The 19,483-nt window shown below is 65.1% G+C and carries 21 protein-coding genes; 11 read left to right on the plus strand and 10 right to left on the minus strand.

Annotated elements, in window-relative coordinates; all coding sequences use genetic code 11:
- Nucleotides 1-18: 18 nt before the first annotated feature.
- On the minus strand, nucleotides 19-957 hold the full coding sequence (locus tag QFZ57_RS11470; RefSeq protein ID WP_306900320.1) for an SGNH/GDSL hydrolase family protein: 939 nt from the start codon (nucleotides 955-957) through the stop codon (nucleotides 19-21).
- A 231-nt stretch (nucleotides 958-1,188) separates the two neighbouring features.
- On the opposite strand from QFZ57_RS11470, the gene typA reads away from it, so the two are divergent.
- The gene (typA, locus tag QFZ57_RS11475) at nucleotides 1,189-3,117 is read left to right on the plus strand and encodes a translational GTPase TypA (RefSeq protein ID WP_306900321.1); all 1,929 of its coding nucleotides are present in this window, start codon (nucleotides 1,189-1,191) and stop codon (nucleotides 3,115-3,117) included.
- A 93-nt stretch (nucleotides 3,118-3,210) separates the two neighbouring features.
- On the opposite strand, the gene QFZ57_RS11480 is transcribed toward typA, so the two are convergent.
- On the minus strand, nucleotides 3,211-3,447 hold the full coding sequence (locus QFZ57_RS11480) for a putative acetyltransferase (RefSeq protein WP_306900322.1): 237 nt from the start codon (nucleotides 3,445-3,447) through the stop codon (nucleotides 3,211-3,213).
- Between the two features lie 136 nt (nucleotides 3,448-3,583).
- Between QFZ57_RS11480 and fdxA the strand changes: the two genes are divergently transcribed.
- From fdxA to QFZ57_RS11495, 3 genes are all read left to right on the plus strand, one after another.
- Nucleotides 3,584-3,910, plus strand: coding sequence for a ferredoxin (gene fdxA, locus QFZ57_RS11485; RefSeq protein ID WP_013601705.1), 327 nt, complete (start codon nucleotides 3,584-3,586; stop codon nucleotides 3,908-3,910).
- A gap of 14 nt (nucleotides 3,911-3,924) precedes the next feature.
- A complete protein-coding gene (dapC, locus tag QFZ57_RS11490) occupies nucleotides 3,925-5,070 on the plus strand; it encodes a succinyldiaminopimelate transaminase (RefSeq protein WP_306900323.1) in 1,146 nt (381 codons plus the stop codon).
- Nucleotides 5,071-5,307: 237 nt separating this feature from the next.
- Nucleotides 5,308-6,594 carry a citrate synthase gene (locus tag QFZ57_RS11495; RefSeq protein WP_306630553.1) on the plus strand — a complete coding sequence of 429 codons (1,287 nt, stop codon included), beginning with the start codon at nucleotides 5,308-5,310 and terminating at the stop codon, nucleotides 6,592-6,594.
- A 68-nt stretch (nucleotides 6,595-6,662) separates the two neighbouring features.
- On the opposite strand, the gene galE is transcribed toward QFZ57_RS11495, so the two are convergent.
- Nucleotides 6,663-7,676: a UDP-glucose 4-epimerase GalE gene (gene galE, locus QFZ57_RS11500; RefSeq protein ID WP_306900324.1), complete on the minus strand. Its 1,014-nt coding sequence runs from the start codon at nucleotides 7,674-7,676 to the stop codon at nucleotides 6,663-6,665.
- 98 nt (nucleotides 7,677-7,774) lie between these two features.
- Between galE and QFZ57_RS11505 the strand changes: the two genes are divergently transcribed.
- Complete coding sequence (locus QFZ57_RS11505; RefSeq protein ID WP_306900325.1) at nucleotides 7,775-8,383, plus strand: TetR/AcrR family transcriptional regulator; 609 nt, start codon at nucleotides 7,775-7,777, stop codon at nucleotides 8,381-8,383.
- Between the two features lie 118 nt (nucleotides 8,384-8,501).
- Nucleotides 8,502-9,113 carry a hypothetical protein gene (locus QFZ57_RS11510; RefSeq protein ID WP_306630556.1) on the plus strand — a complete coding sequence of 204 codons (612 nt, stop codon included), beginning with the start codon at nucleotides 8,502-8,504 and terminating at the stop codon, nucleotides 9,111-9,113.
- A gap of 29 nt (nucleotides 9,114-9,142) precedes the next feature.
- On the opposite strand, the gene QFZ57_RS11515 is transcribed toward QFZ57_RS11510, so the two are convergent.
- Complete coding sequence (locus QFZ57_RS11515; protein WP_306900326.1) at nucleotides 9,143-10,000, minus strand: hypothetical protein; 858 nt, start codon at nucleotides 9,998-10,000, stop codon at nucleotides 9,143-9,145.
- 6 nt (nucleotides 10,001-10,006) lie between these two features.
- A complete protein-coding gene (gene dapD, locus QFZ57_RS11520) occupies nucleotides 10,007-11,029 on the minus strand; it encodes a 2,3,4,5-tetrahydropyridine-2,6-dicarboxylate N-succinyltransferase (protein ID WP_306630558.1) in 1,023 nt (340 codons plus the stop codon).
- Between the two features lie 51 nt (nucleotides 11,030-11,080).
- On the opposite strand from dapD, the gene dapE reads away from it, so the two are divergent.
- Entirely contained in the window at nucleotides 11,081-12,217 is a 1,137-nt protein-coding gene (gene dapE / locus QFZ57_RS11525; RefSeq protein ID WP_306900327.1) for a succinyl-diaminopimelate desuccinylase, read from the plus strand.
- A 72-nt stretch (nucleotides 12,218-12,289) separates the two neighbouring features.
- Here the strand turns inward: dapE and QFZ57_RS11530 are convergent, their stop codons facing one another.
- The 4 genes from QFZ57_RS11530 to QFZ57_RS11545 all read right to left on the minus strand — a co-directional run bounded on the left by QFZ57_RS11530 (nucleotide 12,290) and on the right by QFZ57_RS11545 (nucleotide 15,574).
- On the minus strand, nucleotides 12,290-13,129 hold the full coding sequence (locus tag QFZ57_RS11530; protein WP_306900328.1) for an amino acid ABC transporter permease: 840 nt from the start codon (nucleotides 13,127-13,129) through the stop codon (nucleotides 12,290-12,292).
- The gene (locus tag QFZ57_RS11535) at nucleotides 13,126-13,776 is read right to left on the minus strand and encodes an amino acid ABC transporter permease (protein WP_306630561.1); all 651 of its coding nucleotides are present in this window, start codon (nucleotides 13,774-13,776) and stop codon (nucleotides 13,126-13,128) included. Before QFZ57_RS11535 ends, QFZ57_RS11530 begins: the two co-directional genes overlap by 4 nt.
- Before the next feature lie 85 nt (nucleotides 13,777-13,861).
- On the minus strand, nucleotides 13,862-14,749 hold the full coding sequence (locus QFZ57_RS11540; RefSeq protein ID WP_306630562.1) for a glutamate ABC transporter substrate-binding protein: 888 nt from the start codon (nucleotides 14,747-14,749) through the stop codon (nucleotides 13,862-13,864).
- A gap of 69 nt (nucleotides 14,750-14,818) precedes the next feature.
- Nucleotides 14,819-15,574 (minus strand): amino acid ABC transporter ATP-binding protein, encoded by a 756-nt coding sequence (locus QFZ57_RS11545; protein ID WP_306630563.1) that lies wholly within the window; start codon nucleotides 15,572-15,574, stop codon nucleotides 14,819-14,821.
- Nucleotides 15,575-15,678: 104 nt separating this feature from the next.
- On the opposite strand from QFZ57_RS11545, the gene QFZ57_RS11550 reads away from it, so the two are divergent.
- The 4 genes from QFZ57_RS11550 (at nucleotide 15,679) to QFZ57_RS11565 (ending at nucleotide 18,615) form a co-directional block, all read left to right on the plus strand.
- Nucleotides 15,679-16,461, plus strand: a complete 783-nt coding sequence (locus QFZ57_RS11550) for an LOG family protein (protein WP_306630564.1) — start codon at nucleotides 15,679-15,681, stop codon at nucleotides 16,459-16,461.
- Nucleotides 16,462-16,504: 43 nt separating this feature from the next.
- Nucleotides 16,505-16,960, plus strand: a complete 456-nt coding sequence (locus tag QFZ57_RS11555) for a DivIVA domain-containing protein (RefSeq protein ID WP_306900329.1) — start codon at nucleotides 16,505-16,507, stop codon at nucleotides 16,958-16,960.
- Entirely contained in the window at nucleotides 16,957-18,213 is a 1,257-nt protein-coding gene (locus tag QFZ57_RS11560; protein WP_306900330.1) for a hypothetical protein, read from the plus strand. Before QFZ57_RS11555 ends, QFZ57_RS11560 begins: the two co-directional genes overlap by 4 nt.
- A 234-nt stretch (nucleotides 18,214-18,447) precedes the next feature.
- Entirely contained in the window at nucleotides 18,448-18,615 is a 168-nt protein-coding gene (locus tag QFZ57_RS11565; RefSeq protein ID WP_009357720.1) for a DUF3117 domain-containing protein, read from the plus strand.
- Between the two features lie 57 nt (nucleotides 18,616-18,672).
- Here QFZ57_RS11565 and QFZ57_RS11570 read toward each other — a convergent pair whose 3' ends face one another.
- A complete protein-coding gene (locus tag QFZ57_RS11570) occupies nucleotides 18,673-19,305 on the minus strand; it encodes an O-methyltransferase (protein WP_306630567.1) in 633 nt (210 codons plus the stop codon).
- Between the last annotated feature and the right edge of the window lie 178 nt (nucleotides 19,306-19,483).

Genomic DNA, 19,483 nt, shown 5'->3' on the forward strand with positions numbered 1-19,483 from the left:
GACCTTCGGGTCCCGGCTTCAGCCCTTTACACCGTTCGTTCCCGCTGGTGCCGGGGTTGCGCCGGTGCCGGGGGCGCCGGGAACCTGCAGTTCGCGGAAGCGGCGTTCCAGAACTTCGCCAAGCTGCCTGCGGCCTTCGGCGTCCATGTGGACTGCGTCAGCCAGATGCTGCGTGAGGTTGTACTTCGTCAGCCAGTCGCCCGCGCTCACGAAGGTGACCTTTTGCCTGGCCGCGATGTCACCCAGCAGTCCGTCCACCTGGCTCCGGCGGCCGCCACCGTTTTGGGCTCCGCGCGCAAGGGTTCCCACCATGACGATCTGCGTGGTGGGGTACCTGGCTTTGAGTGCCTGGATGAGCCGGTTGGCGTTGGCGGAGATTAGGGCATCGGATGCTCCGTGGGCAGCATCGTTGCCGCCGCCTTCCACCACTATCAGTCCCGGTGTTCCCGCCGGAAGTAGCCAGTCGCCGCGCTCCAGGGCATCGATGTAGTTTCCGATTTTCCCGTTGGCAGCGGTGAATCCGGTGCCGCCGTAGCCACAGAAGTGGACGTTGTAACCCAGGCCTGCCAGGGCCCGGCGCGGCCAGCTGTCATCAGGAACGGACTGTGAGTCCCCGATGAGAACCGCTGTGCTCCGGACATTCGCAAGCACAACTTCCTTGCGGCCAAAGACGGGGTTTCGGTAAATGTCCCCGGGAAAAAGCGCGGGCCGGTGCAGTACTTCCGCCAGGTCGATCTCCAGGGACCGGGATGCGTCGTCCAGGCGCGGTGTGTCCGCCGCCCTGAGCAGGGCCGGCGGGATACTCTCCGTTGCTGCCGCGGGGGCATCCTCCGGCAGGTCCACAACCGGTTGTCCCGGACCCGCGAGAACCACCCCGGCAGTCAGTGCGAACACCGCGGCGCGGGCGAGGACACGCGCAGGTCTGGAACGCGATTTCCGGGGGATTTTGCTGCTCATTACCAGCAATGATGGGGCATCAGGACAGATTTCTCCAATAACTGTGACCTGAAGAGGAAGGCCTGCGGACACGGCCGCGCCCCCCGCTGTTTTCCCGGATTTTAGGCCAATACTTGCCGCTGCGATTAGACTTGGGTAAGGAGCCCCGTGTTAAGGGGCTGATCTGTCGTGCGTTTCGGTTGGAAATGTCGCGATGACTAACAACTGACCCACTGAATCGAGCCTTTACGCATGTCTGAAACCACCACCAACACCGCGGTAGCCACTGCCTCACGCAGTGACCTGCGCAACGTCGCGATTGTGGCCCACGTTGACCACGGCAAGACCACTTTGGTCGATGCCATGCTCAAGCAGACCAACTCCTTTGCCGAGCACAACCACCTCGAAGACCGCGTGATGGACTCCGGTGACCTGGAGCGCGAAAAGGGCATCACCATCCTGGCCAAGAACACCACGGTGGCCTACAACGGTCCGTCCTCCAACGGCGAGACCATCACCATCAACGTCATCGATACCCCCGGCCACGCCGACTTTGGTGGCGAGGTGGAGCGCGGCCTGTCCATGGTTGACGGCGTCGTCCTCCTCGTCGATGCTTCTGAAGGGCCGCTCCCGCAGACGCGCTTCGTGCTGCGCAAGGCCCTCGCCGCCCACCTGCCGGTGATCCTGCTGGTCAACAAGACCGACCGCCCCGACGCGCGCATCGATGAAGTGGTGCACGAGTCCATGGACCTGCTGCTGGGCCTCGCCTCCGACCTCGCGGACGAAGTTCCCGACCTTGACCTGGACAAGATCCTCAACGTCCCCGTCGTCTACGCCGCAGCGAAGGTCGGCCGCGCCTCCCTTGAGCAGCCCGCCAACGGCACCGCCCCGGAGAACGAGGACCTGGAGCCGCTGTTCCAGACCATCATCGAGCACATCCCTGCACCGACCTACAACCCGGAAGGTGTCCTGCAGGCGCACGTCACCAACCTGGACGCTTCCCCGTTCCTCGGCCGCCTGGCACTGCTCCGCATCTACAACGGCACCCTGCGCAAGGGCCAGACCGTCGCCTGGGCACGGGCCAATGGCGAGCTCAAGAACGTCAGGATCACCGAACTCCTCGCCACCAAGGCCCTGGATCGTGTCCCGGCCGAGTCCGCCGGGCCGGGTGAGATTGTCGCCGTCGCCGGCATTGAGGAGATCACCATCGGTGAGACCCTGACGGACGCCGAGAACCCGCAGCCGCTGCCGCTGATCACCGTGGACGATCCCGCCATCTCCATGACCATCGGTATCAACACCTCCCCGCTGGCCGGCAAGGTCAAGGGCGCCAAGGTCACCGCGCGCCAGGTGAAGGACCGCCTGGACAAGGAACTGATCGGTAACGTCTCCATCAAGGTGCTCCCCACCGAGCGTCCTGACGCCTGGGAAGTCCAAGGCCGTGGCGAGCTCGCCCTGGCCATCCTCGTGGAGCAGATGCGCCGCGAAGGCTTCGAACTGACCGTGGGCAAGCCGCAGGTTGTCACCAAGACCATCGACGGCAAGATCCACGAGCCGATGGAGCACATGACCATCGACGTCCCCGAGGAGTACCTTGGCGCCGTGACCCAGTTGATGGCAGCCCGCAAGGGCCGCATGACCAACATGGCCAACCACGGCACCGGCTGGTGCCGGATGGAATTCATCGTTCCGGCCCGTGGCCTGATCGGCTTCCGCACCAAGTTCCTCACGGACACCCGGGGCGCCGGCATCGCCGCGTCCATCTCCGAGGGCTACGAGCCGTGGGCCGGTCCCATCGAGTACCGCACCAACGGCTCCATGGTTGCCGACCGCGCCGGTGTGGTGACCCCGTTCGCCATGATCAACCTGCAGGAACGCGGCTCCTTCTTCGTGAAGCCCACGTCCGAGGTGTACGAAGGCATGATCGTGGGCGAGAACTCCCGCGCCGACGACATGGACGTCAACATCACCAAGGAAAAGAAGCTCACCAACATGCGTGCGGCTTCTTCGGACACCTTCGAGAACCTGACCCCGCCGCGTGACCTGACCCTTGAAGAGTCGCTCGAATTCGCCCGCGAGGACGAGTGCGTCGAGGTGACCCCGGAAGCCATCCGAATCCGCAAGGTCATCCTGGACACCAACGAGCGTGCCAAGGCCACTCGCGCCCGCGCCAAGGCATAACAACGCCCTGATTGCGCAGAATGCCACCGGCTACAGGCCGGTGGCATTCTGCGTTTAAGCCTTGCTGCGTCCCTGCATCGTCGGGAGCAGCCCTCAGCGCGCTGGGCGCCGCGGGGGAGCGGGCGGGACTTCCTTGGCGGCCACCACGCGGTCAAGGGGAATGACGACGTCGGCCTGCCGGGTGCGGACGGTACAGGAACCGGCATCGCACCGCAGCAGGTGGCCCAGGGCGTCCGTCAGGCCTTCCTCGATCCGGTAGCGCACCACCACCCGAATGCCTGGCTCAGCCGAGCTAAGGAACCGGGCGGGCGCAGGGACTGGCAGACTCACCAGTTCATACTAGGGGCCCGGCTAGGTTCGCGGTAACGGGCTGGGAGATAATAGGCTCAGATGTCGAGAGTCCGGCCGTGCTGCCGGATGCAAGAGCCGGCGGGACGCCGGAACCCAACGTGGAGAGGCCAGGGACGTGACGTACGTAATCGCGCAGCCGTGTGTGGATGTTAAGGACAAGGCGTGCATCGAGGAATGCCCGGTCGACTGCATCTATGAAGGCGAGCGTTCGCTGTACATCCATCCGGATGAGTGCGTCGACTGCGGTGCCTGCGAGCCGGTGTGCCCGGTAGAGGCCATCTACTACGAGGATGACACCCCGGAAGAATGGGCGGACTACTACAAGGCCAACGTGGAGTTCTTCGATGACCTTGGTTCCCCGGGCGGCGCCGCCAAGATCGGCAACACGGGCAAGGACCACCCGATGATCGCCGCCCTGCCGCCGCAGAACCAAGACCACTAAAGCGGACGGAAGCCGTGACCGCAGCAGTGAATTCGTTTGGCCTGGACCTGCCCGACTACCCCTGGGAGGCCATGGCGCCGTACCTGGCCAAAGCATCGGAGCATCCCGGCGGAGCCGTGAACCTCTCCATCGGTACGCCCGTGGACCCCACGCCGCAGCTGGTACAGGATGCACTGAAAGCGGCCGCAAACGCCCCCGGATACCCCACGGTGCACGGCACCCCGGCACTCCGGGAAGCCATCGCGGGATGGTTCGAACGCCGGCGGGGTGTTTCCGGCCTTGATCCCCGCAACATCATGCCCACGGTGGGCTCCAAGGAACTCGTCGCTTGGCTCCCGCTGCTGCTGGGCCTCAAGCCCGGTGACGTCGTCGTACGCCCGAAGGTGGCCTACCCCACGTACGATATCGGCGCGACCCTCGCCGGGGTCACGTCCGTCGCCACGGACAACCTGGACGAGCTCGACGACGCCACCCGGTCACGCGTCCGCCTCATCTGGGTCAATTCGCCGGGGAACCCTACCGGCAGTGTCCGCGACGCTGACTCGCTGAAGGCCCTGGTGGTCCAGGCTCGTGAACTGGGCGCGGTCGTGGCCTCGGATGAATGCTATGCAGAGCTTGGATGGGGCGACTGGGACGTCCAGCGCGGCGGCCGGCCCGTCCCCAGCATCCTCGACCCACGGGTGGCCGGGGGCTCGCACCAGGGCCTGCTGGCCGTGTACTCACTGAGCAAGCAGTCCAACCTCGCCGGTTACCGCGCAGCGTTCGTGGCCGGTGATCCGGACCTGATGCCGAATCTGGTCAACAGCCGCAAGCATGCAGGCATGATCGTCCCGTACCCGGTCCAGGAGGCCATGCGGGTGGCGCTGGGCGACGACGCCCACGTCGAGGCCCAGAAGGATTTGTACCGCGGCCGGCGCGAACGGCTGGTGCCCGCGCTGCTGGACTTCGGCCTGGAGATCAAGGAATCCGATGCCGGACTGTACCTGTGGTCGACGGCCGGAGAGGACACCTGGGACACAGTGGCCCGCCTGGCCGGGCGGGGCATCGTGGTGGGACCGGGCGTCTTCTACGGAGACGCGGGCAACGGCTACATCCGGGTTGCCCTCACCGGATCCGATGAGCGGATCGACGCGGCTGTTGAACGGCTTGCCGGCTCCTGAGGGCACGTAATATTCGTGTGACTCGCCCCACATCCGGTGCATTTTAGGGCGGATTGGACGGCCTCGGATTAGTGACACCCGCCAAGGAGCGGTACTTTTTAAGTGACTATCAATGGTGGCTTTCTACAAGAAGGCAGCCCGGGTGTTGGAACCTGTCTTCTCAGGCTTCGTGCGCGGCTCACCTGATGTTGGATCAAGCTTTCGACAGAGGCCCAGAAGCCTCATGAAGGGGACTCCATGACTGAGACCAACAATGCTGCGACCCTGCTCCACGCAGGTGGCGAGCTGAAGCTCCCGCGCATCCAGGTTGTTGAAGGGAACGAGGGTTACGACGTCTCCAAGCTGCTGAAGCAGACCGGCGCCGTGACCTTTGACCCCGGCTTCATGAACACCGCAGCAACCACCTCGGCAATCACCTACATCGATGGCGATGCGGGCATCCTGCGCTACCGCGGATACCCCATCGAGCAGCTGGCGCAGCACTCCAGCTTCCTTGAGGTGTCCTACCTGCTGATTTACGGCAACCTGCCCACGCCCACCGAGCTGGACGAATTCGACCAGAAGATCCGCCGGCACACCCTGCTGCACGAGGAACTCAAGGGCTTCTTCGGCGGCTTCCCCCGCGACGCGCACCCCATGCCCGTGCTGTCGTCGGCCGTGTCTGCGCTGTCCACCTTCTACCAGGACTCGCTGGACCCGTTCAATGCCGAGCAGGTGGAAGTCTCCACGATCCGCCTCATGGCCAAGCTGCCGGTCATCGCTGCCTACGCGCACAAGAAGTCCATCGGCCAGCCCATGCTGTACCCGGACAACTCCATGAACCTGGTGGAGAACTTCCTGCGCCTCAGCTTCGGCCTGCCCGCCGAGCAGTACGAGGTGGACCCGGTGGTTGCCAAGGCCCTGGACCTGCTGCTCATCCTCCACGCTGACCACGAGCAGAACTGCTCCACCTCCACGGTGCGCCTGGTGGGTTCGTCCAACGCCAACCTCTTCGCCTCGGTTTCCGCGGGCATCAACGCCCTCTTCGGCCCGGCCCATGGCGGTGCCAACGAGGCCGTGCTGAAGATGCTCCGCCAGATCCAGGCCGAGGGCCTCAAGCCCGAGGACTACATGGAGAAGGTCAAGAACAAGGAAGACGGCGTCCGCCTCATGGGCTTCGGGCACCGCGTGTACAAGAACTACGATCCGCGTGCCAAGATCGTCAAGGCCACGGCCCACGAGATACTCAGCAAGCTCGGCGGCAACGACGAACTGCTGGATATCGCCATGCGCCTGGAAGAGAAGGCACTCAGCGATGACTACTTCATCCAGCGCAAGCTCTACCCGAACGTCGACTTCTACACCGGCCTGATCTACAAGGCCATGGGCTTCCCCGAGAAGATGTTCACGGTGCTGTTCGCCATCGGCCGCCTCCCCGGCTGGATCGCCCAGTGGCGCGAGATGATCAGCGACCCCAACACCAAGATCGGCCGTCCGCGCCAGCTCTACATCGGCGAGCCGGAGCGGGACTACCCGGTCCGCTAAAACCAGGCATTACGACGGCGGCCGCCCACCTTCCAGAGGTGGGCGGCCGCCGTGCTTAATCACCAGGGTCAGGAATTGTAGCCCTGGGGGTTGTTCTTCTGCCAGCGCCAGTGGTCCTCGCACATCTGGTCCACAGTCTTGGTGGTGGACCAGCTCAGGTCCGCCAGGGCGGAGGTGGCGTCGGCCCAGAAGGCGGGAAGGTCCCCTGTGCGGCGGCCGGTGATCTCGTACGGGATGGGCTTGCCCACGGCCTTCTCAAAGGAGCGCAGGACCTCCAGGACGGAGGAGCCCTTGCCGGAACCCAGGTTCCAGCGGAAGACCCCTGTCCGCCCGGCGATGTGGTCCAGCGCTGCGACGTGCCCTTCGGCCAGGTCCACCACGTGGATGTAGTCGCGCAGGCAGGTGCCGTCCGGGGTGTCGTAGTCGCCGCCAAAGACCATGAGCTTCTCGCGCCGGCCCACGGCCACCTGGGCGATGAACGGGACCAGGTTGTTGGGGATGCCCTGGGGGTCCTCGCCGATACGGCCTGAGGGGTGCGCGCCGACGGGGTTGAAGTAGCGCAGGAGTGCTATGTGCCAGCGGGAGTCGGCTGCGCCAAGGTCGGAGAGGATGTCCTCGATCTGTTCCTTGGTGCGCCCGTAGGGGTTGTTGGCGCCAATCTCCATCTTCTCCACGTAGGGGATGGGATTGTGTTCGCCATAGACGGTGGCAGAGGAGCTGAAGACGATGGACCGGACATCGTGCCTGTCCATGACGCGGATCAGGTTCAGGGTCCCCACCAGGTTGTTGTAGTAGTACTTCAACGGCTCCTGGACTGATTCCCCCACGGCCTTGAGCCCCGCGAAGTGGATGACGGCGTCGATGCCGCTGCCGGCAAAGACCTTTTCGACGGCGGACTCATCCACGAGGTCAACGTTGTGGAAGTCTGCGGTCTTGCCGCTGAGTTCAGCCACGCGGCGCAGCGACTCCTCGCTGGAGTTGACCAGGTTGTCGATGACGACCACGTCGTGGCCGGCTTCCTGCAGGGAAAGAACAGTGTGGGAACCGATGTAGCCGGTGCCGCCGGTGACCAGGATTTTCATGCCTCAACGCTATCCCACCTGAAGCCTTGCCCGCCCCTGCGTCCCGGATGCCGGGCGTCCGGACGCAAGGTTGAAGCACAAGTGTGCTAGTAAGGATAGTGCCCAAAATTGTAGATGCCGGCGCCAGGCGGCAGGACGTAGTCCAGGCGGTTCTCCGCATCATCGCTGTTGACGGGCTTGAACGTGCCTCCCTGCGCGAAGTGGCGGACGAGGCCGGGCTGGCCGTCGGTTCTGTCCGGCACTACTTCGACGGCAGTGAGGAGCTCCTGGCGTATTCGTTCGGCACGGTGGTGGACCGGGTGGTCGGCCGGCTCGAGGGCCTGCTTCCCGCCGTGCAGGAGGCTCCACGGGCCAGCCTCGAACAGCGTCAGGCCGTATTAACCCTCCTGGGCGGCATGCTCCCCCTGGATGAGGAAACAGCCGTGGAAGCCTGTGCCCTGCTGGCCTTCAAGAACGCGGCGCGGATCAGGCCGTTCCTGGCCGCGGAAGCCGACCGCAGCCACCGCGAAGTCGCGGCCATCGTTGGCGGGGTGGTTGCCACCGTGCTGCCGGACGATGAAGCCCAGGAGACCCTGGTGGTGGAGGCGGAACGGCTCCTGGCCACGCTGGACGGACTGTGCATGCATGCCCTCCTGCAACCGGGCTGGATGACCGCGCAGATGTGCCGCGACGTACTTGAGCGGCACCTGGAGGGGCTGGAACCGTAGCCACCCCATCCGAAGCCGTCCTGCACTGCCGGGAACCGGCTGCGGGAATAGACTGATAGCCGGGTTACGTGGACCGGATCATGCCGCCCGGCATGAGTAGGTCAGGGAAGGACTTCGGATGCATCACGCAAGCGGTTCAGGGTGGAAGATCACCACCGACACGTCCGGGCCGATGATGATCGCGCTCTACGTCCGGGACGCGGCCGGCTTGAACGGAGTGGGGAACCCGATGCTGTCCCATGCCTCGCCCAAAATCCGGTCCGCCGACCACACGCACCTGACGGCAGACGTTGGTGGGCTCAGCGCCTTGAAGACCGAGTGGGAGGCATGGTGGGAGCAGTTGCTGAAGGCCTACCCACACACATCCCCGGAACTCGCCCCGCCCGGTTTCGAGGCGTTTGGCAACTCTCCGGCCCTCCAGCGGGTCCTGCAGGCACATTTTGGCTCCGCCCTCACCTGGGCAAGGGAGCGCAGGAGCGAATATGCCGAGCTTGAGGCCGAACGCGTGGCCTCCGGAATCGACCAGTTGCTCGAGGACATGGTGGACGACAGGCTGATGGAAGTGGGGCGGGACTCGCGGGACTTCACACTGACCATCATCGAAATGCCGCTGGATGAGCAGCGCGCCTGGTACCTGGAGCCGGACAAGATCATCATGAGCCGGCACTTGATGGGGCAACCGGACCTGTTCCGCAGCTACGTCCAGCCGGTGCTGGAAATCCTCGTCTAGCGCTCCGTCCGGCAGGACGACGGCGGCTGTCAGCTGCCGCCGTCGTCCCCCCGGACGGTGATGCGCACCTGGCCGTCCGGGACCCCTGAGACCTGCCAGCCATCCCCGTCGGGTCGGTGCCAGGTGCGGCCTGCCACGTCCACCTGGGTGACGGCCAGGTCCTTGGCGTTGGCAACCGCCCACTGGGCAATCGACCACGCCAGTGTTCCGTTCGCGTCCACCACCAGGGTGGCGCCGTCCATCTGGGAATCCACACCGCCGTAGGCCCGCTCCAGCTCCGTGACCACCGGTTCGGACGTCCCGCCGGCCGTGGGGGAGCGCAGCGTGCACTGGATTCCCGCCGGTGTCTGTCCGGTAAACCCGGAGGCAAAAGCGCGTCCCATGTCCTCGTGCTGGGCGTATGCCTTGGGGTAGGCGGACCGCTGGACCCGCTGGGCTGCATCCGTGATGTCCAGCGCCTCATACCCCGGAATTTTCACCAGCGCGTCGTAGAAGGCGTTGACGGCGTAGTAGGGGTCCATGATTTCGGCCTCGGTGCCCCAGCCCTGGGACGGCCGCTGCTGGAAGAGCCCCCGCGAGTCCGGACCGGCCTGGTCGCCGTGCCCGATGTTGCGCAGCTTGGACTCCTGCATGGCAGTGGCCAGGGCGATGGTGGCGGCCCGTGGCGGCAGTCCCCGCCGGACAGCCGCTGCGGTGATCAGCGCCGCGTTGGCCGCCTGGTCCGGCGCAAGCTCACCGGTCCGGTTGCCGGCCGCTGCTGTGCAGCGTTCCGAGACGAGGGTTTCGGAACGCTGCGCAAAGTAGACCGCCGTGTAAATGCCTCCCGCTGCCAGCGCGAGGGTCAGCAGCAGCACCGCCAGGCGGCGCAGGCCGCGTCTGCGTGCCACGGAGTATCAGTTGGCGTGCAGGGCGTCGTTCAGTTCAACGGTCTGGCCCTTGCGGGGGAGGGCTTCCACGGCGCCCGTGGTGGAGTTGCGGCGGAACAGCAGGTTGGGCACGCCGGAGAGTTCGGCGGCCTTGACGATCCTGGTGGTGTCCTCGCCCACCTCGTCCTTGGGTCCGGGGACGCGGACGCGGGTGCCGGCCGTGACATAAAGCCCTGCCTCCACCACTGAATCGTCCCCGATGCTGATGCCCACGCCTGAGTTCGCGCCGAGCAGCACGCGCTCACCGATGGTGATCTTCTCCTTGCCGCCGCCTGACAGGGTGCCCATGATCGAGGCGCCGCCGCCTACATCGCTTCCGTCGCCGGTGACAACGCCTGCGGAAATGCGGCCCTCCACCATGGAGGTACCCAGGGTCCCCGCGTTGAAGTTCACGAAGCCCTCGTGCATGACGGTGGTGCCGGCGGCGAGGTGCGCACCCAGGCGGACGCGGTCGGCGTCGGCAATCCTGACCCCGCTGGGCACCACGTAGTCCACCATGCGCGGGAACTTGTCGATGCCGTAGACGGTGACGGCACCGCGGCGGCGAAGCCTGGCGCGCGTCAGTTCGAAGCCTTCAACGGCGGCGGGGCCGAAGTTGGTCCACACGACGTTGGGGAGCTTGCCGAAGATCCCGTCCAGGTTGATGCTGTTGGGCCGGACCAGGCGGTGCGAGAGGAGGTGCAGGCGGAGATAGGCGTCCGCGGTGTCCGCAGGGGCCGCGTCGAGGTTGATCTGGACAAAAACCACCTTCTGCTCGGTGCCGCGGTCCTCGTCGGCGCCGTGCTCGGCGATCTGCACCAGGGTCTCGTCCGCGTTTTCCACCGAGCGGAGGTTCTCCGCGGCAACACCGAGGGCCGGTGCGGGGAACCAGGCGTCCAAGACGGTGGCATCGCTGGTGGCGATGGTGGCTACGCCAAAGCCATAGGCGGAACGGTCATCAGCGTCGGAGGTCAGGGTTTCGGGCACGGCAGAGGAAGCGGTCTCAGTCATGTGCTCCAGTCTATCGAGGGCCGGGCATGGGGTTCGAACTAGACTGGCTTCGTGACTGCCGAAACCGCCCCTGACTCGTCCGTGTCCACCCTCGACCTCCGCCAGGACGTGGCGTTGCTGACTGCGGCGCTGATGGACATCAACAGTGTGTCCGGCCATGAGAAGCGGCTCGCGGATGCTGTTGAGGCCGCCCTGCTGGAGATTCCCCAGCTGGCCGTAGTGCGGGACGGGGACGCCATCATCGCCCGGACCGACCTCGGCCTGGGTGAGCGCGTGATCCTGGCCGGCCACCTGGACACGGTCCCGCTGCCCCAGACCGAGGGTTCCAGGGGCACGGTCCCTTCAACCTGGGAGTCCGGGGTTCCGGGCGAGGGTGTCCTCTACGGCCGTGGTGCCACGGACATGAAGGGTGGCGTGGCGGTCCAGCTTGCCCTGGCGGCAGGACTGTTCGACGGCGGCACGCAGCCCGGGCGGGACGTCACCTTTGTCTTCTACGACCACGAAGAAGTGGAAGCAGTGAAGAGCGGACTGGGACGCCTGGTCCGCAACCACGGAGACCTGCTCCAGGGGGACTTCGCCATCCTGCTGGAGCCCACCCACGGCACTGTGGAAGGCGGCTGCAACGGAACCAGCCGGTTCGAGGCCACCACGGTGGGGGAGGCCGCACACTCGGCCCGTGCCTGGATGGGCAGCAACGCCATCCATGCGGCAGCGCCGATCCTGGCCCGCCTTGCCGCCTACGAGCCCCGGACTATCAATGTTGACGGGCTTGATTACCGGGAAAGCCTCAACGCCGTGAAGATCAACGGCGGCACGGCCGGCAACGTTATCCCGGACCGCTGCGTGGTGGAGATCAATTACCGCTTCGCGCCGGACAAGACGCCGGACCAGGCCGAAGCCCACGTGCGGGAATTGCTGGAAGGCTTCGACGTCGTCCGCACCGATGCCGCAGCGGGTGCCCGTCCCGGCCTGCAGCACCCGGCTGCCGCCTCCTTCGTTGCCGCCGTGGGAGCCGAGCCCAAGCCCAAATACGGCTGGACCGACGTCGCCCGCTTCAGTGAGCTGGGCATCCCGGCGGTGAATTTCGGCCCGGGCGATCCGCTGCTGGCGCACAAGGACAACGAGCACGTCCATGCCGACGCCGTCCGCGAGTGCCTGCGCGCCCTCCAGAGTTGGCTTGCTGCCTGACAGATTCCCTCATGGAAAAGGTCCGGAACTCCCACGGGAATTCCGGACCTTTTCCATCACCAGCTTCGAAAGTTACGGAGCTGCGGCTTCCAGCACATCGGGTTCGGCCTTCGCCATACCGCCGGCAGCCTTCTTGGAACCGCGTCGCTCGATCCACACGGCAAGGCGTGACACCGAGATGTTGATGGCGATGTAAATGGCCGCCGCGACGAAGAAGATCGGGAACAGGTACTGCGTGCCCAGGAAGTCCGCCATGACCTGGACCGCGCGCAGGAGTTCGCCGTACGCCACGATGTAGCCCAGCGAGGTGTCCTTCAGGAGGACTACCATCTGTGCCACGAGCGAGGGCATCATGCGGCGGATCGCCTGCGGCAGTTCGATCAGCATGCGCGACTTGTAGCTGGTCAGCCCGATGGCCAGGCCGGCTTCCCGCTGTCCCTTGGGCAGGGACTGGATGCCGGCGCGGATGATCTCGGCGAACACGGCCGCGTTGTAGAGCACCAGGCCGGCCACGACGGCGATAAACGCCGAGGTGCCGAAGCCCAGCAGGATGAACAGCATCATCAGGACCACGGGCATGCCACGAAGGAACTCCAGGAGCACCCGCATGGGAACCCGGATCACAGCAGCGTCGGAAATACGCAGGAGGCACAGCAGCAGGCCCAGGGGGAAGGCGATGACTGCCGCGAGTGCCGCTGCGGACAGGGTGGATCCCAACCCGTTGCCGAGCAGCCGCCACACATCGGCGCGGGTGAAGATCTGCCAGCGGCGGGCTTCGAAGATGCCCTGTTGGGCGAGGATCATGATCACCCAGGCCAGCAGGCCAAGAATCAGCAGGCCACCGATGATGGAGGCAATGAGGGAGAACCGGCGCGCCTTGGGGCCGGGGACGTCGTAGAGAACCGAGCTCATCGGGCAATCGCCACCTTTCGTTCCACCGTGTTGGCGAGGATCCCCAGCGGAACGGTGAGGAGCAGATAGAAGAACGCCGTGCCGAGCAGGACGGCGATCACGGCATCACCGTTGGCGTTGGCCAGCTGGCGGCCGTAGCCGAACAGCTCCAGGACGAAGAAGGCGCCGGCCACCGACGAGTTCTTGACCAGGGCGATCAGGATGTTGATCAGCGGCGGGATCACCGTCCGCAGCGCCTGGGGGAGGATGATGAGCGAGAGAACCTGGCCGAAGTTCATGCCGATGCTGCGTGCTGCTTCGGCCTGCCCCACGGGCACGCTGTTGACACCTGAGCGGACAGCTTCGGCGATGAACGCGGCGGTGTAGGTGCTGAGGGCAATGATCGCGGCGATCTCGAACTGCTCAAACTTGACCCCGATCCGGGGGAGCACGACGGCTGCGAAGAAGAAGGCGATGGTCAGCGGGGTGTTGCGGAGGACTTCCACGTAGACGGTGCTGAAACCGCGCAGCGCCGCAACCGGGGAGACGCGTGCCGCGGCCAGCAAGGTGCCAAGGATCAACGCGATGATACCGGAGACGACGGACAGGAAAAGAGTGCGGAGAAAACCCTCCCAATACAGGGGCAGGTTTTCAAGAATGACGTCCATAAGATCCTTCGGCTGTAAGCGTGGACGGATTGAAGGCTGTGCTGCCGGGGCCGTTGGGCGGCCCCGGCAGCGTGGCGGACGCTACTTAGTAACGGTTGATGGCAGGCAGGCTCGGTGCCGTCTTGATGACCGAACCGGCGGTGGCTTCCCATGCCTTCTTGTAGGAGCCGTCCTTCTCGAAGGACTCCAGCTGGTCGTTGATCCAGTTGCGGAACTGGGTGTCGCCCTTCTTCAGGCCGATGCCGTAGGGCTCCTTGGTGAAGGTTTCCTCGGACGCGAGCTTGAAGGCATCCGGCTCCTTGTCGACGAAGCCGGCGAGGATCACGTTGTCCGTGGTGACAGCTTCAACCTGCTTGTTGCGCAGCGGTTCGAGGCAGGCGGAGTAGGTGGCGGCCGGGACCAGTTCCGCGCCGTACTTGTCCACGATGGTGGCGGCGGGGGTGGAGCCCGTCACCGAGCAGACCTTCTTGCCCTTGACGTCTTCGGGCTTCTTGATGGTGTCGTTGTCCTTGTTCACCATGAGGGCCTGGCCGGCTTCGTAGTACGGGCCGGCGAAGTCGACAACCTGCTTGCGCTTGTCGCTGATGGTGTACGTGGCGATGACCAGGTCCACCTTGCCCTGCTCAATGAAGGGCTCGCGGTTTGCCGAAACGGTCTCGGACCATTCGATCTTGTCCGCGGCGATGCCCAGCTTGGCGGCGACCAGCTTGCCGATCTCAACGTCGAAACCGACGGGCTTGCCGTCCAGGCCAACCTGGCCGAACAGCGGCTGGTCGAACTTTGTGCCGATCTTGATGGTGCCGGCGGAGGACAGCTTCTCCATGGTGGTTCCGGCAGCGAAGGACGGCTTCTCAACGGGGCTCGGGTTGCTGGAACCTCCGGAGTCGCCTCCACCGCAGGCGCTGAGGGACAGGGCGAGGGCAGCTGTAGCCGCCACGACGAAGGATTTCCGCCGGGACATAAATGCCTTCATAACATTCCTTTCATTGATGGCCGTGGGTTTCCGGCCTGGATGCGAACTGCCGGGTGGTGGTTCGGGCAATCAGTGGGTGAGGAGCTTGGACAGGAAGTCCTTTGCGCGGTCACTCTTCGGGTTGGTGAAGAATTCCTCCGGGGTGGCGTCCTCCACGATCTGGCCGTCCGCCATGAAGACCACACGGTCCGCGGCCTTGCGGGCGAAGCCCATCTCGTGCGTGACCACGATCATGGTCATGCCTTCCTTGGCCAGCTGGACCATGACATCAAGGACCTCGTTGATCATTTCCGGGTCCAGCGCGGACGTGGGCTCGTCGAACAGCATGACCTTCGGCTTCATTGCCAAGGCGCGGGCGATCGCAACACGCTGCTGCTGGCCACCGGAGAGCTGTGCCGGCAGCTTGGGAGCCTGGTGGCCCACGCCCACCCGTTCGAGCAGGGCCATGGCATCCTTTTCCGCGGCTGCCTTGGCAACGCCCTTGACCTTGATGGGTCCCAGCGTCACGTTCTCAAGGATGGTCTTGTGCGCGAACAGGTTGAAGGACTGGAAAACCATTCCGACGTCGGCGCGAAGCTGGGCCAGTTCCTTGCCTTCCTCGGGGAGCACTTTCCCGTCGATGCTGATGGTTCCGCCCTCAATGGTTTCCAAACGGTTGATGGCCCGGCAGAGGGTGGACTTACCGGAGCCCGAGGGTCCGATGACCACAACAACCTCGCCCTTGCGGACGTGCAGGTTGATGTCCTTCAAAACGTGCAGCTGGCCGTAATGCTTATTAACGGCGTTCAGGGAGACGAGGGCATCGCCGGGCACATGAGTAGTCATAGGAAAGAATCTAGCGAACAACGGTGCGTTATGACGCCAATCACCCCAAGTTCCTGCCGATCGTGATTCAAGAGATACCTGGAGTTGGAGGTTAGCCTAGGGGAATGAGTATCAACGCAGACCCGGCCAAGAATTCCCAGCCGCGCCGTAAGGGGCCCCTCGAACTGCGCCGCAAACAGGCGGCCGTGGAAATGTCGGACCAGCACCTGCTTGATACCAAGGGCCCGGGCCAGTTCGTCCACACCGACCCCTGGCGTGTCCTGCGGATCCAGAGCGAATTCGTCGAAGGCTTCGGTGCGCTCGCGGACATCGGAAAAGCGGTCAGCGTCTTCGGCTCAGCACGGACCAAGCCCGGCAGCCAGTATTACGAGATGGGTGTTGAGGTGGGTCGCAAGCTCGCCGAAGCCGGAGTCGCCGTGATCACCGGCGGCGGCCCTGGTTCCATGGAGGCGGCCAACCGGGGAACGGTGGAGGGCAACGGCGTATCGGTTGGCCTTGGCATTGAGTTGCCGTTCGAACAGGGACTGAACCAATGGGTGGACCTGGGAATCAACTTCCGCTACTTCTTTGCCCGCAAGACCATGTTCGTCAAATACGCACAGGGCTTCATTGTGCTGCCCGGCGGACTGGGTACCCTGGATGAGCTGTTCGAAGCCATGGTCCTGGTCCAGACGCGCAAGGTGACGTCCTTCCCCATCGTGCTCCTCGGCGTCGAGTTCTGGGGACCGATGATCGAATGGATCAGGGGCACCCTGGTGGCCGAAGGCATGGTCTCGGAGAAGGACCTGGATCTCATCCAGCTCGTGGACGATCCCGCAGAGGCCGTTGACCGGGTCCTGCATGGAGGGGTGACACCGTCACTGAACGGGGAGCAGCGGCCGGAGTAGCCGCAGTCCGTAGTCCCGGCCGCCGGTCTGGCACGATGGAACCGTGAGCTTCTTCCTCGTTTTCCTCGCCGTCGTGCTGGTGGCGGCCGTCCTGTGGGCCGGCCTGGGCCGGCGATCCCGCAAGGGCAGCGCGGCTGCGCTGCCCGCACTGCTGGACGGGGGATTCCAAGAGCCACCCGCCAACCTCCCGCCCGTGCTGCTGCCGGCGCATGCCGGTCCCGGCGACGTTGAACAGGTGCGTTTCTCCCTTGGCCTGCGCGGCTACCGGATGGACCAGGTGGACCAGGTCCTGGATGAGCTGCGGGACCAGCTGGCTGCAAGGGATGCGGAGCTGGCTGAGCTGCGGGGCCGTCTGGCTGCCCTGGAGCAGGTTGGGAAGCAAGCTTCCGACGGCGGATGCAAGGACCCCGGCGCCCCGGTGACGGAAGAGCCCGGCACAGGGCACGGTGGGAGCGGGGCTGCCGACGAGGTTGCCGCGCAAGGAAAGGGCGGCCTGTGAGCACGGTGGCCCGCCGCAGCCCCCTGGCCTCCACCGGCGACGCGGCCCACCGCCTGGCTTCCGCCGTCCGCAGCTGGCCGTGGTGGCTGCAGGTGACCACACTTTACGTCGGCGCCCGCCTGGTCTCAGCAGGCTTTTTTATGGCCGCGGCGCTCCACCAGGGCGCGAACCCCTGGTTCCCGCCGAAGCCGGATTATTGGAACTTCATCAATATCTGGGATGCCCGCTGGTACGGCCGGGTCATCTCCGACGGCTATCCGTCAGTCCTTCCCACGGGACCAGCCGGCAATGTGCTGGAGAATACGTGGGCTTTCTACCCGCTCTTTCCTTCACTGGCCGGCGGACTCAGCCGCCTCAGCGGGCTGAACCCCGCCGCGTCGCTCACCCTCGTCGCAATGCTGGCAGGATGGGCGGCTGCCCTCGTGGTGTACGCGCTCTTCCGGCAGAAGGCTTCACACGCACCGGCCATGTGGGGGGTGGCGTTTTTTTCGACTTTTCCGGTCTCCGCCGTGCTGCAGGTCCCTTACGCCGAGCCGCTGTCCCTGCTGCTGCTCGCCGGGGCCCTGCTGCTGGTGGTGCGCCGGCAGTACCTGTGGGCCATCCCGGTGGTGTTCCTGATGTGCCTGTCCCGGCCCGTTGGTGTTCCCTTCGCCGCCATGGCGGGACTGTTGCTGGTTTTCCGGGCAATAGCACTTGTCCGAAACGGGCGGAAGGGCGCCGGGGATGACAAAGCCCATTCTGTCGGGGATCTGGCGGCACTGACCGGGCTCACCGCCGTCGCGGGTGTATCCGCGCTGGCCTGGCCCGCCGCGGCGTGGGCAGCGACCGGGGACCCTCAGGCCTATACCAAAACCGAAACCGTGTGGCGGGGCGAGGACCTGGTCCCTTTCAAACCGTGGTTCGACTCCGGGGTCGACCTCTTCGGCCCTGTACTGGGCGTCCTTGCCCCCGTGGTCTTCGTGGCACTGTTCGCCGCGATGCTGTTCCTTCCCCCGGTGGTGCGGCTCGGCGTCGAACTGCGGCTCTGGTGCGCCTGCTACATGGGTTACCTGCTGGCGTTCCTCCATCCGCAAACCAGCACCTTCAGAATGCTGTTGCCGCTGTTTCCGCTGGCCCTGGCGGCGGCGTTCCTGTCCCGCTCCAGGGCTTACCGGGGGACGGTGGTGGCCATGTTCCTGCTGCTTCAGATCGTCTGGATCGTCTGGCTGTGGGCGTGGGCGCAGCTGCCCGGCGGAGGGGATTATCCGCCTTAACAAATCCGGCTTCCACGCAGGTCAGCGCGGGAATAACACGCGCCGGGAAATGTCCATCGATTAGCTACGTGCGGGTAATTCCGCGATAATGATAGGTAAGCAAGGACAAAAGCATTAAGAAAACGCGCAGCCTTGGCGGTGAAACCACCACCGCCGCCACAGCGGCCTGATCGACATGCGGACACAGCCCACCCGGGCTGATTAGTCCTGGAACAAAATGGAGGGGAATTCCTCATGGCGGCTATGAAACCACGCACCGGCGACGGCCCAATGGAAGTCACCAAGGAGGGCCGCAGCCTGATCATGCGCGTCCCGCTCGAAGGCGGCGGGCGCCTGGTGGTCGAACTGAACGCTGCCGAAGCAGCCAACCTCAAGGAATGCCTGGTCGGCGTTACCGAATAGTCGTGCCGGACAGGGTGCGCAGCCTGCCGGCTGCGCACCCTGTCCTTTTTGCAGCGCTTACTTCTTGACGGCCACCAGCAGGCCGTCGCCGGTGGGAAGCATCGCGGAGGCCAACCTGTCGTCGTCGCGGATTGCCCTGCCCACCTGGCGGAGGACCACGGTATTTGCCTCCCGGCCCGCAGGGTTGGCTACCTTGTCCTTGTCCAGTGCGTCGTTGATGACCAGCAGTCCCGCGGGCTTCAGCAGCCGGATGGCCTGCTGCACATAGCCGGGCAGGCCGGGCTTGTCCGCGTCGATGAACACCAGGTCGTAGGCGCCATCCGTGAGCCGCGGCAGGACGTCACCCGCGCGACCCGATATGGTGCGGGTACGGTTGGCAGGACTGCCGGCCTCGGCAAACGCTTCGCGGGCGGCCCTCAGGTGTTCGACGTCCACGTCAATGGTGGTCAGGACTGCGTGCGGGCCAAGGCCCCGCAGCAGGCATACGCCGGAGACGCCCGCGCCGGTGCCGATCTCCACGGCGGTCTGGGCTTTGGATGCAGCAGCGAGGACCGTGAGGACGGCGCCCACGCCGGGGCTGATGGCGCTTACCCCTAATTCAAATGAACGTTCCCGGGCCCGAAGCATAACCTCATCCTCAGCGGGCAGATCTTCTGCGTAGGACCAGCTGCTGGACTTGTCGGCGCTCATGAATTATCGCTTTCTGGGCGTAAAGGGGGAATGTCTCCTCCAGCCTACTGTGTCAGGCCCGGCCGGCCGGGAAAGCAGCAGTTGCGCCCAAGGCTGAAGTTTGCCCGCAGTCAGGAAATTCCCAGCCAAGTTTGACATGATTAATATCCGCTCATCCAAAAGGTGACCGGCGCCGAAT

It is taken from the genome of Arthrobacter sp. B1I2 (assembly GCF_030816485.1).
Lineage (GTDB): Bacteria > Actinomycetota > Actinomycetes > Actinomycetales > Micrococcaceae > Arthrobacter.

Bases quoted from the DNA above. Each gene is read 5' to 3' on its own strand.
- QFZ57_RS11470 (WP_306900320.1), bottom strand. From the start codon at position 957: ATGAGCAGCAAAATCCCCCGGAAATCGCGTTCCAGACCTGCGCGTGTC.
- typA (WP_306900321.1), top strand. From the start codon at position 1,189: ATGTCTGAAACCACCACCAACACCGCGGTAGCCACTGCCTCACGCAGT.
- QFZ57_RS11495 (WP_306630553.1), top strand. From the start codon at position 5,308: ATGACTGAGACCAACAATGCTGCGACCCTGCTCCACGCAGGTGGCGAG.
- galE (WP_306900324.1), bottom strand. From the start codon at position 7,676: ATGAAAATCCTGGTCACCGGCGGCACCGGCTACATCGGTTCCCACACT.
- QFZ57_RS11510 (WP_306630556.1), top strand. From the start codon at position 8,502: ATGCATCACGCAAGCGGTTCAGGGTGGAAGATCACCACCGACACGTCC.
- dapD (WP_306630558.1), bottom strand. From the start codon at position 11,029: ATGACTGAGACCGCTTCCTCTGCCGTGCCCGAAACCCTGACCTCCGAC.
- QFZ57_RS11530 (WP_306900328.1), bottom strand. From the start codon at position 13,129: ATGAGCTCGGTTCTCTACGACGTCCCCGGCCCCAAGGCGCGCCGGTTC.
- QFZ57_RS11535 (WP_306630561.1), bottom strand. From the start codon at position 13,776: ATGGACGTCATTCTTGAAAACCTGCCCCTGTATTGGGAGGGTTTTCTC.
- QFZ57_RS11540 (WP_306630562.1), bottom strand. From the start codon at position 14,749: ATGAAGGCATTTATGTCCCGGCGGAAATCCTTCGTCGTGGCGGCTACA.
- QFZ57_RS11545 (WP_306630563.1), bottom strand. From the start codon at position 15,574: ATGACTACTCATGTGCCCGGCGATGCCCTCGTCTCCCTGAACGCCGTT.
- QFZ57_RS11550 (WP_306630564.1), top strand. From the start codon at position 15,679: ATGAGTATCAACGCAGACCCGGCCAAGAATTCCCAGCCGCGCCGTAAG.
- QFZ57_RS11565 (WP_009357720.1), top strand. From the start codon at position 18,448: ATGGCGGCTATGAAACCACGCACCGGCGACGGCCCAATGGAAGTCACC.
- QFZ57_RS11570 (WP_306630567.1), bottom strand. From the start codon at position 19,305: ATGAGCGCCGACAAGTCCAGCAGCTGGTCCTACGCAGAAGATCTGCCC.